13 protein-coding genes are annotated in these 16,207 nt (G+C 52.4%); 8 read left to right on the forward strand and 5 right to left on the reverse strand.

Features of this window, described 5'->3' with window-relative positions; translation table 11 throughout:
- Nucleotides 1-430 precede the first annotated feature (430 nt).
- Nucleotides 431-949 carry a DUF427 domain-containing protein gene (locus H6F67_RS22690; protein ID WP_190768929.1) on the forward strand — a complete coding sequence of 173 codons (519 nt, stop codon included), beginning with the start codon at nucleotides 431-433 and terminating at the stop codon, nucleotides 947-949.
- Nucleotides 950-1,043: 94 nt separating this feature from the next.
- Here the strand turns inward: H6F67_RS22690 and H6F67_RS22695 are convergent, their stop codons facing one another.
- Entirely contained in the window at nucleotides 1,044-1,415 is a 372-nt protein-coding gene (locus tag H6F67_RS22695; RefSeq protein WP_190768930.1) for a PadR family transcriptional regulator, read from the reverse strand.
- A 405-nt stretch (nucleotides 1,416-1,820) separates the two neighbouring features.
- Complete coding sequence (locus H6F67_RS22700) at nucleotides 1,821-2,327, reverse strand: hypothetical protein (protein WP_190768931.1); 507 nt, start codon at nucleotides 2,325-2,327, stop codon at nucleotides 1,821-1,823.
- Nucleotides 2,328-2,817: 490 nt separating this feature from the next.
- Between H6F67_RS22700 and fbp the strand changes: the two genes are divergently transcribed.
- From fbp to H6F67_RS22725, 5 genes are all read left to right on the forward strand, one after another.
- Nucleotides 2,818-3,891, forward strand: coding sequence for a class 1 fructose-bisphosphatase (gene fbp, locus H6F67_RS22705; protein WP_190768932.1), 1,074 nt, complete (start codon nucleotides 2,818-2,820; stop codon nucleotides 3,889-3,891).
- A 23-nt stretch (nucleotides 3,892-3,914) separates the two neighbouring features.
- Complete coding sequence (gene tal / locus H6F67_RS22710; RefSeq protein WP_313926912.1) at nucleotides 3,915-5,057, forward strand: transaldolase; 1,143 nt, start codon at nucleotides 3,915-3,917, stop codon at nucleotides 5,055-5,057.
- A gap of 65 nt (nucleotides 5,058-5,122) precedes the next feature.
- On the forward strand, nucleotides 5,123-6,649 hold the full coding sequence (gene zwf / locus H6F67_RS22715) for a glucose-6-phosphate dehydrogenase (RefSeq protein WP_190768933.1): 1,527 nt from the start codon (nucleotides 5,123-5,125) through the stop codon (nucleotides 6,647-6,649).
- A gap of 42 nt (nucleotides 6,650-6,691) precedes the next feature.
- Nucleotides 6,692-8,026 (forward strand): glucose-6-phosphate dehydrogenase assembly protein OpcA, encoded by a 1,335-nt coding sequence (opcA, locus tag H6F67_RS22720; RefSeq protein ID WP_190769176.1) that lies wholly within the window; start codon nucleotides 6,692-6,694, stop codon nucleotides 8,024-8,026.
- The gene (locus tag H6F67_RS22725) at nucleotides 8,026-9,381 is read left to right on the forward strand and encodes a cobyrinate a,c-diamide synthase (protein WP_190768934.1); all 1,356 of its coding nucleotides are present in this window, start codon (nucleotides 8,026-8,028) and stop codon (nucleotides 9,379-9,381) included. Before opcA ends, H6F67_RS22725 begins: the two co-directional genes overlap by 1 nt.
- Here H6F67_RS22725 and H6F67_RS28395 read toward each other — a convergent pair whose 3' ends face one another.
- Nucleotides 9,382-11,136: an ATP-binding protein gene (locus tag H6F67_RS28395; protein WP_242020756.1), complete on the reverse strand. Its 1,755-nt coding sequence runs from the start codon at nucleotides 11,134-11,136 to the stop codon at nucleotides 9,382-9,384.
- A 139-nt stretch (nucleotides 11,137-11,275) separates the two neighbouring features.
- On the reverse strand, nucleotides 11,276-12,466 hold the full coding sequence (locus H6F67_RS22735; protein ID WP_190768936.1) for a PAS domain S-box protein: 1,191 nt from the start codon (nucleotides 12,464-12,466) through the stop codon (nucleotides 11,276-11,278).
- Between the two features lie 364 nt (nucleotides 12,467-12,830).
- Here H6F67_RS22735 and H6F67_RS22740 point away from each other — a divergent pair, with 364 nt between their 5' ends.
- Both H6F67_RS22740 and H6F67_RS22745 read left to right on the forward strand, forming a co-directional pair.
- Complete coding sequence (locus tag H6F67_RS22740) at nucleotides 12,831-13,370, forward strand: P-loop NTPase family protein (protein WP_190768937.1); 540 nt, start codon at nucleotides 12,831-12,833, stop codon at nucleotides 13,368-13,370.
- A 169-nt stretch (nucleotides 13,371-13,539) separates the two neighbouring features.
- Nucleotides 13,540-15,555: an ATP-binding protein gene (locus H6F67_RS22745; RefSeq protein WP_190768938.1), complete on the forward strand. Its 2,016-nt coding sequence runs from the start codon at nucleotides 13,540-13,542 to the stop codon at nucleotides 15,553-15,555.
- On the opposite strand, the gene H6F67_RS22750 is transcribed toward H6F67_RS22745, so the two are convergent.
- On the reverse strand, nucleotides 15,524-16,111 hold the full coding sequence (locus H6F67_RS22750; RefSeq protein WP_190768939.1) for a cyclin-dependent kinase inhibitor 3 family protein: 588 nt from the start codon (nucleotides 16,109-16,111) through the stop codon (nucleotides 15,524-15,526). The two genes, H6F67_RS22745 and H6F67_RS22750, sit on opposite strands and share 32 nt — an antisense overlap.
- Between the last annotated feature and the right edge of the window lie 96 nt (nucleotides 16,112-16,207).

Consider the following 16,207-nt stretch of genomic DNA (forward strand, 5'->3'; position numbering starts at 1 on the left):
GATGGGCAGTATGATTCTTCACATTTTGTCGCTCGATCGCCAGTGTAGTCAAGCTTGAAAAACCCAAATAGATCACCGTTGATCTGGTCTTCAGCGATACAGAAGCTATCTGTAGAAACGCGGAATCGCGCACCAAAAAGCGACTTGAATTGAGGGATTGTTAGTTTTTTGAATCGAAATGAGCTTTTTGTGGCGATTTTTCCGCTGGTCGATCTTGCACCGTTTAACTCGGCTGATCGAGTTCTATTTTTACACGAATTCTATTAGAAATGTGGGCAGCTTGTTGTGATTGGTTTGCGGCGATCGATCGCTGCTTTTGTGAAAGCGTTTTGGCAGATGTCGATGATGTTGATCACTGGCGATCGCAGCCTCATCACTGTCATTGAACCGTTCGCTAGACTCAAAGCAGCAATTTAAACAGGATAGATTGATGAATCGCGATCGCATTGTTCCGGCTCCCGGTCAAGAATCGGTGTGGGATTATCCACGTCCGCCGCGCCTAGAGAATTCTCCACGCCGCATTCGGATTGTGTTCAACGGCGAAACGATCGTTGATACCACTGCGGCCAAGCGCGTCCTCGAAACGAGCCATCCGCCCACCTACTACATTCCGCCTGTTGATATTCGGATGGAATTTCTGACTCGAACAGGGCGATCGACTTTCTGTGAATGGAAAGGACAGGCGGCCTACTACACGATTACGGTGGGCGATCGCGAAGCGCTCCCGGAACGGTATCGATCTGCCGAAAATGCCGCTTGGTTTTATCCAGATCCAACCGCAAACTTTCGAGATTTGAAGGATTATGTCGCCTTTTATCCGAGCCGGATGGATGCTTGCTATGTAGATGATGAACGGGTGCAGGCGCAGCCCGGAGATTTTTACGGCGGTTGGGTCACCAGTGACATTGTTGGCCCGTTTAAAGGAGGCATGGGAACTTGGGGCTGGTAGCTCCACAATTGGACGGGGGCACGACCTTCGTGATTCTGGTCATGCCCCCGTCAGAAATTCTTGCGTTTAACCGTCTTTAGCGTTGGCGATCGCGCTACCCTTGTGCCTGGGAGGGCGACACGACCGAATTGCCTGCATAGTCATACCAGAGGCGAGCAAATTCCTGCGCCTGTGATTTCCATTCCGGCACAATCTGATACATGCGGCGGGGACGCCCCCGGCCTTCTACTTTTTTCCAGTAGCCTGCGATCGCGCTTTTGTCTTCGAGGAACTTCAACGCACCGTAGAGGACGGTGTCTGAGAGTCGATAGGTGGGATATTCATGTTCAAGGAGTGAAATCAGTTCTGTGCCGTAGGAATCTTGTCGCAGCAGCACGGCCACCACGTAGCATACGGCCAGTTCTTTATTGAGATAGAACGGGGGCGGATTGCGAAAGAACTGATGAATTTCTTCAAATGTGGTCATGACGTTGCAACCAACAATGGATCTGATCGGTGTGAGTCGGCGTGAAGCAGTGTAGATGCAGACAAGCTGACCTAATAGACGCGGTTTCGCTTCCAAAGGTCGCCAGCGGAATTGGGGGCTGATGGTGAAGAAATTCCGGTTGAGTCGAGCAGGAATATCGGTGAAGCTGGCGATCGCGAATTGATGCAGTGAGCTGACACCCTATAGAGTATCAAAACTGACTCAGTAATGAATTTGCGAATCGTAAGCTATCGAATGAAACCGCTTAAAATAAACTTGCAGTGAATATGTAGATGCGGTCAATTGCTGCCGATCGATGTACGTCTTCATTCTAGACATTGCGCTTTGCGATCGTCTCTACTTAAACTTGCTGAGTTCGCAACGCAACAATTACGCAAATTGCGATCATTCTTTGGAAAGAAAGGGGAAGAAGTTAGCGATCGGATCTTTCACCTCGATTTTCTGCTGCTGTGCCCAAAATTGGCTCAAAAAGTGAATTTGCCGCAAGCCCACAATCAGATTCAATCCGGGAACGACAATCCACCAAACTGTCAGGGGTGCTTTCATGCCCGCTTCGACATACAGCCGATTCACAGTGCGATACAGCCGAAACTGCACAATGTAGATCCACAAAACTCCCAGGAGGGAAAACCAGCCAAAGCTGTCGGGCACATCGGGATCAAATAGTCGCAGCGCTTGTGGCACGGCGACGCCCAGGACGAACGGCAACAAGCAAAGCGTCCCCGACCAGCCAAAGCCGTTGTAGCGACGCAGTTCTTCTTGAATAATCCACTTGTACCAGCCGTAATAGAGCAGCAGCGTTACGCCGGACAGCAAAATGACGCGCCACAAAGGGCGAGGTGTGCCGATCGATCGCGTTTCGGCAGGTGCAAGTGAATTCACCGCAGACATAGGCAGCACTCAATCCAAACCTTATTCTCTTATTTTATTCACATTTCTTTATCTACAGACAGGTTCAGCAGAAGCCGTGTCAATTTCTGGCTGAAAGCGAAAACTCATTCAAATGGGTTGGTTGTACAGGTTGAGTTCGTTAAAGCGGACTTGAGCTTTGGAGATTCATTTCCTGCTGCCCATGCGTTAGTCCTAATTGCGATCTTACATTCCGGCGATCGCTCATTTCTGCAACGATCGCGCTTCTGCACATTGACCACCGCATATTGATTGGCTTGTCAATGGGTATTGCAGACTACTAGGCAGCTTTGCTACAGCACCCTGAGAACTTGCGATCGCCGCTCCTTTCTATAGATGGCCTAAAGTTCAACCCCCATCCTGAAATGCCTCCTTAAGATGGAAGAAGCAGGCAGAACAATCTCGTCATATTTGTCAAGAGATAAATGACTGACGATCGCCACATCACACCTGCTTGGGGAGGAACCGCAACATGCAAGCATCGGAAGCGCAAGAACTCAACTCTGATTTAGCGCTCGATCGAGACTGCACGACGCTCGATCGTCACGTCCTTCAGCAGCTCCACAGCTTTTCGCCCGAAGCACAAGACCTCAGCGCGATTATGAACCGGATTGCGCTGGCCGGAAAACTGATTGCGCGACGACTGACAAAAGCCGGACTGGTTGACGACGCGCTGGGATTCACAGGCAGCACGAACGTTCAGGGCGAAGCCGTCAAGAAGATGGATCTCTACGCCAATCAGGTGTTTATCTCGGCCTTTGAGCAGAGCGGTTTGATTTGCCGACTGGCTTCTGAGGAAATGGAAAAGCCTTACTACATCTCGGAGAACTGCCCGACCAGCCGCTACACGCTGCTATACGACCCGATCGACGGCTCCTCAAATCTCGACATCAATCTCAACGTCGGGGCAATTTTCGCGATTCGCAAGCAAGAAGGCGAAGACCTTGACGGAACCGCGCAAGACTTGATGCAGGACGGACACAAGCAAATCGCAGCGGGATACATCTTATTTGGCCCCAGCACAATGCTCGTGTATTCGATCGGGCGGGGCGTTCACGCTTTCACGCTCGATCCCAGTTTGGGTGAATTTATTCTCTCGAATGAGAATATTCGCGTTCCTGAACATGGTCCAATTTACAGCGTGAATGAGGGAAATTTCTGGCAGTGGGATGAGTCGATTCGCGATTATATTCGCTATGTTCATCGGCATGAGGGCTACACGGCTCGCTATGGCGGTGCGCTAGTGGGAGATTTTCACCGGATTCTGTTTCAAGGCGGCGTATTTCTCTATCCAGGTACGGTGAAAAAACCCGAAGGGAAGCTGCGGCTGCTGTATGAATCTGCACCTTTGGCCTATTTGATTGAGCAAGCCGGAGGACGGGCAAGCACGGGGACGCAAGATATTCTCGATGTTGTGCCCGATCGCGTCCACACTCGCACTCCGCTGATCATCGGCAGCACAGAAGATGTCGCCCTTGTCGAATCGTTTATCAAAGACCGCGCCCGCGAACAGCAAGAAAAGGACTTGATGGCCTCGCAAAATTAAAACGCAGTTTTAGGAGATCAGCCGTGACAAATCATCTACTCGAAATTAAGCAGTACGGTCAGAGTATCTGGATGGATAACCTGACCCGCGATCTCATTCAGTCCGGTGAACTGAAGAAGATGGTCGAAGAGCAAGGCATCTGCGGGATTACGTCGAATCCGGCCATTTTTGAGAAAGCGATAGTGGGAAACGCCATCTACGACCAAGACATCGAAGCCGGAATTCGTCAGGGACTCCCAACCTACGAAATCTACGAATCGCTGGTTTTTGACGACATCCGCCACGCCTGCGATATTTTGCGTCCCGTCTACGATTCCTCGAACGGATTGGATGGCTATGTGAGTATCGAAGTGCCACCGACGATCGCCCACGATACCGAAGCGACGATCAAAGAAGCGCAGCGGTACTATGAGGCGATCGGCAAAGAAAACGTGATGATCAAAATTCCCGGTACGGAAGCGGGACTTCCGGCTGTGGAGGCGACGATCGCGGCGGGGATCAACGTCAACGTCACCTTACTTTTCTCCGTCGAGAGCTACATCAATTGCGCTTGGGCATACATTCGCGGCCTGGAAGCGCGGGTCGCAGAAGGCAAAGACATCAGCAAGCTTTCCTCGGTTGCCAGCTTTTTCCTCAGCCGCATTGACAACCACATCGACGCACAGCTTGACGAGAAAATTAAAGTTGCTGATCTGCCGGAAGTGCAAGCCAAACTGGTTGCGCTGAAAGGCAAAGTCGCGATCGCCAACGCTAAAATCGCCTACCAGAAGTACAAGGAAATTGTCGGTAGCGATCGCTGGAAAGCACTGGCCGAGAAGAACGCCAACGTTCAGCGGCTTCTCTGGGCAAGCACCAGTACCAAAAATCCGGCCTACAGCGACGTGATGTATGTCGATGAACTGGTCGGACAGGAGACAGTCAACACCTTGCCGCCACAGACGATCGAAGCCTGCGCCGATCACTGCGACGTGGCCGATCGCGTCGAGTCGAATTTGGATGAAGCGTATCAAACGATCGAATCGCTCAAAGATCCAGACGTTAATATTGACCTCGATCGAGTGATGGCTGACCTGCTCACTGAGGGGATCGATAAGTTTGTGCAGCCGTTCCAATCGCTGATGGATTCGCTCGAAGAAAAAGTCAAAAAGCTCCAGCCTGTTTCATAGTTCGTTTCAAGGGGACGGCTCGATCGTCCCCTTTCACCATCCACCTAAACCTGCAACAAAGCCCTATGGTGACTCTGCTCGAAAATCCGCTCCGCATCGGCCTCCAGCAAGACCGCATCCCCGAACCGCAAATTCTCGTCATTTTTGGCGGTACGGGTGATCTAACCCAGCGCAAAATCGTTCCCGCGCTCTACAAGATGAAGATGGAGCGGAAGCTGCCGCCGGAACTGACGATCGTAGGTGTCGCTCGTCGCGAGTGGAGCGATGATTTCTTCCGCGAACATATGCGCGAAGGCGTGGAGGAATTTGGCGGCGGCATCGGCAGCGATCGACTTTGGGAAGATTTCGCCAAAGGCTTGTTCTACCTGCCCGGAGACATCGACAAACCCGACGACTACACCAAGCTAAAGGAATTCTTAGCCGATCTCGACGAAAAGCGCGGTACACGCGGAAATCGCGTCTTTTACCTTTCGGTTGCGCCTCGTTTCTTTGGAGAAGCCGCCCAGCAGCTAGGCCGCGCCGGAATGCTCGATGATCCCCGTAAACAAAGATTGGTGATCGAAAAGCCGTTCGGTCGCGATCTCGCCTCCGCTCAGCAGCTTAACAAGATCGTGCGCGATGTTTGCCGCGAAGAGCAAATCTACCGCATCGATCACTATTTGGGTAAGGAAACGGTTCAAAACCTCTTGGTTTTCCGGTTTGCGAATGCGATCTTTGAGCCGCTGTGGAATCGTCAGTTTGTCGATCACGTCCAGATCACCGCTGCCGAAACGGTCGGACTGGAAGGACGAGCGGGCTATTACGAATCGTCGGGCGCGTTGCGCGACATGGTGCAAAATCACCTGATGCAGCTATTTTGTCTGACGGCGATGGAGCCGCCGAACTCCTTGGATGCGGACTCGCTGCGGACAGAAAAGGTGAAGGTGATTCAGGCGACGCACTTGGCGGATTTGGAGAATATCGATCGATCTGCCGTCCGAGGTCAATACACAAACGGCTGGATGGGCGGCAAGCAGGTTCCGGGCTACCGCGAAGAAGAAGGCGCAGCCCCAAACTCGACCACGCCAACTTATGCCGCCTTGAAGCTGTATGTCGATAACTGGCGCTGGCAGGGCGTTCCGTTCTACCTGCGGACGGGCAAGCGGTTGGCGAAGCGCGAATCGGAAATTGCCATTCAGTTTCGCCAAGTGCCGTATCTGATGTTTCAGTCGGCAGCCAAGCAGGTGAATAATAACGTGCTGGCTCTGCGGATTCAGCCGGATGAAGGCATTTCGATGCGCTTTGAGGTGAAAACGCCGGGAAATTCACTCAGGACGCGATCGGTCGATATGGATTTCCGCTACGCCAGCGCCTTTGGTCAGGCCAACGCCGACGCCTACGGACGCCTGCTAATCGACTGTATGTTAGGCGATCAGTCACTATTCACCAGGGGCGATGAAGTCGAAGCCTCCTGGCGCATTCTCACTCCGGTTCTGGAAGCGTGGGACGCGCCTGCCGCGCCTGATGCGATCCCGCTTTACGAGGCGGGAACCTGGGGACCTGTCGAAGCTGAATCGCTGTTCGACAAAGGCCGCTACTGGCGCAGACTGTAAGCTTCAATTCATTTTTTCTATCTTCTAAAATCCGAACTCATGATTACCACACCCCTCGTTGCCTTACAGAAACCAAAAGACATTTCGCTTGACGAAATCGAATCGGAACTCGGCAAAATTTGGTTTGACCAGACTGGCGATCGCAAAGCGGCCACCCGCGCCACGACCTTCAGCATGGTGATTTACGAGCCGGAAGAATTTCAGCAGCTTTTGGCAGCACTGGGGTTTTATCAGGGGCCGATCGACGGCATTCACGGCCCGCAAACCAAACAGGCGATCGTCCAGGCTCAGCAAACCTTCGGCCTTTCGATCACAGGTCGCGTTGATCCCCAAACGCGCGATCGCCTGCGGGAAGAATTCGCCAAACAGCCTGCCGATCGCGTTCAGGTGAACAACCCGAACAATCGCGGCTTTACCGTCAGCGATGCGATCGCCGTCCAAAATCCCTGCCGCATCATCACCCTTTGCCCCGAACTCGGTGAAGATACAGGCGTAACGGCTCAAGTGTCGGCCTACTGCCCTGTCCAGCGCAGCAGCACCAACTTGATCTGCTGCGAGTACATCACCCTGCGCGGCACGAAGGAAGCCCTAGAGCGCGTTGGCGATGTCGTCACCTCGCTGCTAATTGGCGACCTCCCGAAGTTCGTTTGGTGGAAGGCAACGCCGAATCCAGAGCAAGAACTGTTTCGGCGGCTGTCACATGAATGTGATTGCATGATCATGGACTCGTGCTACTTCAGCGAACCGGAATCGGAATTCCTCAAAATCCGCGATCTAATCGAAGGTGACACATACATCGCTGATCTCAACTGGCATCGCATCCAGCCTTGGCTGGAACTAACCGCAGCGGCTTTTGATCCTCCAGAACGGCGGGAAGCCTTAGTGGATGTCGATCGAGTCGCCATTGACTTCGAGAAAGGCAACGCCGCCCAAGCCTTGATGTATCTCGGCTGGCTGGCAAGCCGCCTCAAGTGGGAACCGACTGCGATGATTCAAACGGGCGGCGACTACAATTTGCGTCACGTTCACTTTACCGGAGCGAACGGACGATCGATCGAAGTCGAACTCGCGGCGATCCCGATGGCCGACTGGGGCGAAATCCCTGGTGATCTCGTCGGTTTGCGGCTCACTTCGACTAACGAGAAAGCCAACTGCTGCACGATCCTCTGCTCCGAAGCAATGGGCTGTATGCGGATGGAAGCAGGCGGCAGCGCCCAAGCTTGTCGCATGGAGCAGGTGAGCGCCTTGACCGACCAAAAAGCCGAATTCCTCCTGGGGCAACAGCTTCAGCGCTGGGGTCAAGATGTCTTGTACGAAGAAAGCTTGGCCGTCGCCGCTCAGATTATCCAAACTGAGAAGGTGCAGGCTGCGGCTTAGTGGCGATCGTCCTGGCAGGCACAAGCAGCGGCGTCGGCAAAACCACGATCGCGATCGCGATGCTGGCCTACCTGCGGCAGCATCGCGTCCAGTCGTTCAAGGTCGGCCCTGACTACATCGACCCGATGTTTCATACCTACGTGACGGGTCGCCCCTGCCGCAACCTCGATCCGCTACTCACCGCACCGCAATATCTGCAAGATTGCTTTGCCCATCACAGCTTTGGCATGGAGTACGCTCTGGTCGAAGGCGTGATGGGCTTATTTGATGGCGCAGGCGGAACAGAAACCGCAAGTACCGCGCAGGTCGCCAAACTGCTGAATCTGCCTGTCGTTTTGGTTGTGGACTGTGGGCGACTGTCTCGATCGATCGCCGCGATCGTTCACGGCTACCGCACCTTTGATCCCGCTGTGAATCTAGCAGGCGTGATTCTCAATCGGGTTGCCAGCGATCGTCACCTCGAAATTCTTCAATCCGCGCTCGAACCGCTCGAAACTCCAATTCTCGGAGTTGTGCGGCGACAGGATGATATTGTGATCCCCGATCGCCACCTCGGACTGATCCCCACCGAAGAACTTCCGCAACTGGCGGACGTAATCGATCGATTAGCAAATTTGGCGCGATCGAGCTTCGATTGGTCACGCCTCCTCCCATTGCTGACCCCCATTCCCCGATCCCCGACCTCCCAACCCTCAACCTCCCAGCCCTCATCTCCCATCCGCCTCGGTATTGCTCGCGATCGCGCCTTCAACTTCTACTACGCTGACAACCTCGATTTACTCAAACAGCAAGGCGCGGAACTTGTTTTTTGGAGTCCGATCGCAGAATCCCTACCGCCAAACCTCCAGGGACTTTACTTGGGGGGTGGATTTCCCGAAGTGTTCGCCGCAGAACTAGCTGAGAATCAAGCTGCGATCGATTCCGTCCGGCGTGCGATCGCAGCAGGAATGCCGACCTATGCCGAATGCGGCGGACTCATGTATCTAGCCGAGGCGATCGAAGATTTTGACGGCGCAGTTTGGCCGCTGGTCGGCGCACTGCCGACGAAAGCCATGATGTCCGCGCGATTAACGCTGGGATATCGGCAGGCGATTGCACTGCAAGACACGGTGGCGATCGCCGCAGGTCAGCAAGTGTGGGGACACGAGTTTCATCGATCGCGCCTCAGCATCCAATCCGAGCAAGCAATTTATCAGCTAGAAAGCTATTTAAGCGATCAGCCACCGCAATTTGACGGCTGGCAGACGCGATCGATTCATGCTTCGTATGTGCATTTGCATTGGGGCGCATCGCCTGAAATTCCTGCCCGATTTTTGCACTCTTGTCGGCAGTTTGAGCGCGATCGAAACGGTTGATTACTTGCTGGTTGGGCGAACGGGAATTTTCACGCTGAACGTTGTTCCCGCTGCTGAAGACGCGCAGTCGATCGAGCCATTGTGCTTTTCAACCACAATTTGATAGCTAATTGAAAGCCCCATTCCCGTTCCTTTTCCAAGCGGCTTCGTTGTGAAGAATGGATCAAACAGGCGTTGTCGAACCGACTCTGGAATTCCTAATCCATTGTCGGTAATTTCGATCGCCACAAATCGATCGATTAACTTGGTTTGAATGGTAATGGTCGGAATCAAATCTGCATTGACTTTCAGCGCATCTTCCAAAGCGTCGATCGCATTGCTAAGCAGATTCATAAATACCTGATTAAGCTGTCCAGCATAACATTCGATCGACGGCAAATCGGCATAGTCTTTGACAATCTTGATCACTGTTCGATCGTCTCTTTTCTTAATGCGATGCTGCAAAATCAGCAGCGTGCTATCAATTCCTTCGTGAATGTTCACCGACTTCACTTCTGCCTCATCCATCCGCGAAAAAGTGCGTAAAGAAGCCACAATTTTTTGAATGCGATTCGCGCCGACTTTCATCGAATTTAATAGTTTAGGCAGGTCAGCAATTAAAAAATCAAGATCGATCGCTTCGACCTGTGCTGTAATTGCGGCAGCAGGTTGAGGATACTGTTGCTGATAAAGTTTTATCAGTTCCAACAAATCTGCAATGTAGTCGCTGGCGTAGTTCAAATTGCCGTAGATAAAGTTGACTGGATTGTTAATTTCATGCGCTACACCTGCCACAAGTTGACCCAAGCTCGACATTTTTTCGCTTTGCAGCATTTGCGCTTGCGTCCGCTGAAGCTGGTGTAGCGTCTGCTCTAGTTCATGCGCTTTGGCACGGCTTTGGGCATAGAGATCTGCTTGATTGAGGGCGATCGCCAACTGCCCCATCACCGCTTCAAGCAATTCAATTTCGTCAGCTTGCCAGTCGTGCGGTTCACTACTGTGACTACAGCTAATCACTCCAATTATTCCAGACTGCATCTGCATTGGAATAATCAGCACCGATCGCATTTGAAGCGACTGCACAAACGCTTTCCAAACCGGATCGGTGACTGTTTCAACATCAACAACGCACAGCATTTCTAGCTGCAAAAGCTTGGTTGCCAATAGCCCAACGGTCGCAGCAGGATAGCGTCCGGTGAAGTCAGGCAAACCGGAATGACGAACTTCTTTAATAATGTCCCAATATGGCTCTTCTGCATTTGGATAATACCAGGCAAAGTGGCAGCGATCGACGCCAAGAATTGCTTGAGTTTCTGTTATTGCCGTTGATAAAGCAATATCAAAATCGAGCGAGTTACGAATCTGCTGCGTTAGCTGATTGAGTAGGCGTTCGCGTTGTGCTTGTTCACGCAGTTGGTGTTCCGATTCGCGCAGGGCAATTTCTGCTCGTTTGCGATCGCTCACATCGGTTAAAAATCCATCCCAGACAATATCGCCATTTGCTAATCTTTTGGGCTGAGAATGACCTTGCAGCCACTTCAATTTTCCAGACGGTGTAATGATGCGATATTCCTGCTGCCAGCCTTTGAGCGATCGAGCACTTTGAGCGATCGAGCGAAGAAATTGTGCTTTATCATCAGGATGAAGCACTGCAAGTCCAATATTGTGATTTTGCATAAAAGTTTCGGCAGAAACTTCATGCAGATCCAAACAGCCCGGACTGACATAAGTAAAGCGCTGAGAACCATTTGTTCCCTGCCAAAACTGATAGATCATTCCCGGCAAATTTGTCGCCAGTTCTTGAAAGCGAGCTTCACTTTGTCTGAGCGCTTCTTCGGTACGTTTGCGATCGCTAATGTTAAATGAAGTGCCAACAACGCGATGAACGCGACCCTCTCGATCGCAAAGCGGATTGCTAAGTTGTAATCCACCAGGTTGATTGACCGTTAAACGTTAAATTTTCTTCAACGGTGAGCGCGCACTTTTGCTGAACACACTGTGCAAGTCGCTGTCGATCGCCTGCTCCTTCAATTTTGCCAAACACTTCTTCGGGTGTTTTTCCGGAAATTTCCTCGCTGCTTAAACCGCTGCCCCGTTCGCCTGCGGCATTCCAGCCCACATAGTGAAAATTGCCGTCTGGTAAAACATCCACCACAAAAATAAAATTTCCAACGTTGTCATAGATGCTGCGAAGAAACTGTTCTTGTTCGCGCAAAATCGTTTCGGCTTGGAGGCGTTCGGCTTCCGCATGTTTGCGATCGCTCACATCTCGCGCTTCAGGAATCAACATTACCACTTCGCCATTTGCGTTTGTAATCGGCTTGATAGAAAATTCCAGTGCCATCATTTTGCCATTGGCAGTGGGCGCGTCATATTCAAATGAAGTCGCTTTTCCGGCTTTTGCCTGTGCGATCGCCTGCCGCAATTTCTGCTGCACAGAAGGGGAATGCGTCCACCAAGGCGTTTCCCAAAACAGCTTGCCAATCACGTCTTCTGGCTGTGCCGCAATCACATCTAATGAAGTTTGATTTGCTTCCAAAAGAACGCCATCGGGCGATAAAATTCCGGCAAGCTGAAAGGTTTGATTAAAAATAGCTTGAAAGCGTCTTTCACCTTCGCGTAGCTTTGCTTCATTTTGCTTGCGATCGCGAATATCGCGGACGGTTGTGTATTGAATCGGCTTGCCGTCTAGCTCAATTTGCGTGAGCAATATTTCAGTCCAAAAATCTTTTCCGTCGCGCTGCTGATGCATCCACTCAAAGCGGTGATTGCCGTTTTGCTGAGCGAGGGCGATCATGTCGGCAGCTTTTTCAAACGATGCGCGACCATCAGGCTGATATTTGGGCGAAAGCTCAGCGGCATGAAGAGGAAGAAATTCGGTTTTGTCTTGCCAGCCAAATAGCTCGACTGCTGCCTGATTGCAATCAAAAATAACGCCGTTTTCGGCCAGCATTAATGCATCTGCCGACTGCTCAAATAGCGATCGAAATTTCGCTTCCTCTCGTTGATGCGAGTGTTCAATTTGATTCAGCGTTTGTTCGATCTGCCGAAAAATAATTTGAAAGCAATCAAGCAGCAGGCATTGGGGCGGTTGAGAAGCAGCCATAAGCGCAAAAATCGTTGAGGTGGCGATTTGCCAGTTTTGTTTTGAGTGTTCCCGTTCCGTTTGTCTAACTGTCGAACGATCGCCAGCACCCGATAAGATCGTTGCCCTTCATACAGCCGCCCTTCAGTTTGGATGAGCATCGCTGATCTGTTCTTTAATGTAGTGCGCTGAACTTGTTTTGCTTGAGGCTGACCGCAAAATCGATCGCATCTAGCAAAACCGCATTCATATATTTAGCGTTCTTGTGGCTGAAAATTAGAGCGATCGCGCTATATTTTGAATTACACCGTGAATCGGCTAGCTCGGTATATCATACAGGTGTACTAGCTTGCTTGACGGCTTCCTTCTCCTACGGCCACCCACTATGGTTTCCCAACTTGAAACCTCCACCCTCGCCGCTACGCCCCATGCGATCGAAGGCTTGGTTCAGGTTTTTACTTGTTCACACCGCAGCTTTTTCACCAACGTGATCGCGCAGGCGTTGCGGCTTGCAGGTCAAGGCACGCCTGTCTTGATCGTGCAGTTTCTCAAAGGCGGCATCGCGCAAGGACATGAGCGTCCTGTGCAGCTTGGGCAAAATCTCCACTGGCTCCGGTGCAATTTGCCGCGCTGCATCGATTCAGCGGAACTGGATGCGATCGAACGGCAAGCGTTGCAAACCCTGTGGCAGCACACCAAAACCGTTGTCAATCGCGATGACTATGCGCTGGTTGTTTTGGATGAATTGAGCTTGGCGATCGAGTTTGGCTTGATTGCCGAGTCGGACGTGCTGGAATTTTTGCGCGATCGTCCCAGTCAGGTGGATGTGATTCTGACCGGGCCACGAATGCCTGAAGCAATTTTGGAGATTGCCGACCAAATTACGGAACTGCGACGAAGCCAGCGATCGAACTATCGGCTGTGAGGCGGGTTGGCAATTGAATCGATGTATTCGATTGCCAAGATTGCACATCGATCCACTTCCTATTAAAAACCTTACGTCTGGCGTTCGGGCACAGTCTGACAAGATACGATAGTCGCTTGGGAGGAAAGCGCGGCTGCCCGATCCCCCTTCGTTTCTGTCAGTTTTGCTCATGTCCACCTCTCCAACCGCTGTGCGGCAACCTTTGTCGATCGCTCAGTTTGAAAAGCTGCACACACTTCTTCAGCAGTTTTCGCAATCGATCGATGCGCCTACACTGGTTTTGACAGAGGCAGAATGTCCAGCCAGCAGCGATCGCTTTGTGGTTGTGGTGTCTTCGGTTTTTTGTGCGCTGCTGACTGGCAAATTGATGCCAGAGGCAATGGCCTATCGAGTCAGCTTGCAGTTTGAGCTTGAAGCGATCGCCCGCTTTCTCGACACTTTGTCTGCCGACTGGTCGATCGCTCCGCCTGCGCTGCCCAACAGTGCTGCCGTGCAGAGCGACTTTACACGCCAACTGCTCGAAACGCTCGGTAGTTCTGCTTTGCTCGATCGAATCATGCAGCAGTTGCGCGAACAAATCGATTTGCCGATGATTTTGCAAACGAGCATCGAATCGATTCGGACAACGCTGCAAGTCGATCGCGTCGTTCTCTATCAGCTTCACAGCCCTCAGTCGAACGGGACGCTGCTGCCCGGAGGCATTGTGGCCTACGAAGCGCGATCGCCGCAACAAATTTCGGTTTTGAATTTGCTGGAAGTTTGCAGTGTGCTGGAGCATCCGCAGCGGCTCGATCGCTTTTTGCAAGGCGAAGTGCTGGCAGTGACGGATATTGAGCAGCGCTACGCTGCCGCACCTTGTTTGTTGCAGTTTTTGCGATCGGCACAGGTGCGATCGAAGCTGGTCGCGCCGATTGTGGTGCGGCGGCAGCTTTGGGGCTTGCTGATTGCCCATGACTGTCAGCAGATGCGATCGTGGTCGCCAGTCGATCGCGACTGCTTGAGGCAAAGCGGCGAGTATTTGGCAATGGCAATCGCGCAAATGCCGATCGCGCTGCCGACGCCCAGCTTGGAAGCAGCACTGATTGCGGCTGAGTCGGCTAGTCGAGCCAAAAGTGAATTTCTCGCCAACATCAGCCACGAACTGCGGACGCCGCTGACAATGGTGATCGGCATGTCTGCCACGCTGCTGCGCTGGTCGATTGGTGAACTGAATGCGCGGCAGCGGCAGTATTTGCAGACCATTCACGACAGCGGCGATCGCCTGCTGCAACTGATCAATGACATTTTGGACTTGTCGCAGTTTGAGTCGGGCAAGGCGGCTTTAGCCCTGAGTGATTTTTCGCTGACTCATTTGGCGCAGCAGAGTTTGCAGCTTATGCAAGAAAGCGCGATCGCCAGCAAAGTTGCGCTCAAGCTCGATTCAACCATTGATCCGCAGTGGGACAGCTTCCGCGCCGATCCGCGTCGGGTGCAGCAAATTGTGCTCAATCTGCTGAGCAACGCCATTAAGTTCACGCCTGCTGAAGGTCGCGTGACGCTGCGCCTGTTTGCCGATGAGCGGATGGCGGTGCTGCAAGTGCAAGACACGGGCATTGGCATTGCCGAAGCGCAAAAGTCGCTGCTGTTTCATAAATTTCAGCAGCTTGATAGCTCCTATCAGCGGCAATACACTGGGGCGGGCGTGGGACTGGCGCTGACCAAACAGCTTGTGGAACTGCATGGCGGCTCGATCGCCGTTGAATCGACGTTGGGCGTTGGGTCGGTCTTTACCGTGCGACTGCCGCGATCGCTGGCGAAATCCACACCGAAAGTTAGCGAAAGTCCAAGGAGCGCAGGTCGCATTGTGCTGATCGAAGCGCATGAAGAAACGGCTGAACTGATCTGCGATTTGCTGACTGCTGCCGGATATCAGGTGATTTGGCTGCTGGATGGAACCAGCGCGATCGAACAAATTGAAATTCTTCAGCCAGTCGCCGTCATTGCAGCAGAACAAGCGGGGAGCGAAGGCGATCGGCTGATTGCCGCAATCAAGCAAAATCCGCTGACCAAATCGATCAAAACCATTTTGCTCACCAGCGATTTGCCCTCCGGCACGCTAGCAGATTTGCACTTGGGCAAACCGATCGCGCCCGATCAGCTTTTGCAGAGCGTGCTTAGCTTGACGGCAGCGGCACCGTTGGCTTGAAGGAAATGTTGCGCTCGGCAAATGCTTGCACAAACGCTTCTTGCTCAGCCGTTTCGATCGTGCCCGGACGCGATCGCCGCACGAGTTGAAATGCCTCTGCGGGCGTTGATCCCAGCGCGACCAAACAAGAAGCTGCAACCAGTCCGCTGCGTCCCAATCCGGCTTTGCAGTGAATCACGATCGTTTTGCCTGCCGCCGCCGTCGCCAGAATGTTTTGCACCAGCAGCGTGAACTGATCCATCGATCGCGGCACGCTAAAGTCGGGAATTGGGAAATGACGAATCTGCATTCCTCGCGCTTGAGCTTGCTCAAACAAATCGGGAATTTGCAGAAATTCCAGTTCGTGCGGCTCAAGCAGCGAAACCAGCCAATCTGGTTGGTAGCAGTCGCGCAGGCGATCGAGGTCAACTGCCAAGTCGCGCTGCCAGTGCGCCGTCATGCCCATGTTGCGCTTGCCGGGAGCTAGCGTCAGGCCAATGCGACCCGCGATCGGCACGGGCGTAATCAAAAAATCAACAAACAGTGGATGTGAGTTGGAAGTGGCGATCGGCAGCACAAGTTAAGAAAATTGAAGAATTGGTCATATTCTGGCAAACCGAAGCCGAAACGACACCCGCACAAAGAAATCGGTCGATCGGAAGGCAGAAATAGC

Origin of the sequence: Microcoleus sp. FACHB-1515 (assembly GCF_014696105.1) — a bacterium.
Taxonomy (GTDB): domain Bacteria; phylum Cyanobacteriota; class Cyanobacteriia; order Elainellales; family Elainellaceae; genus JAAUTJ01.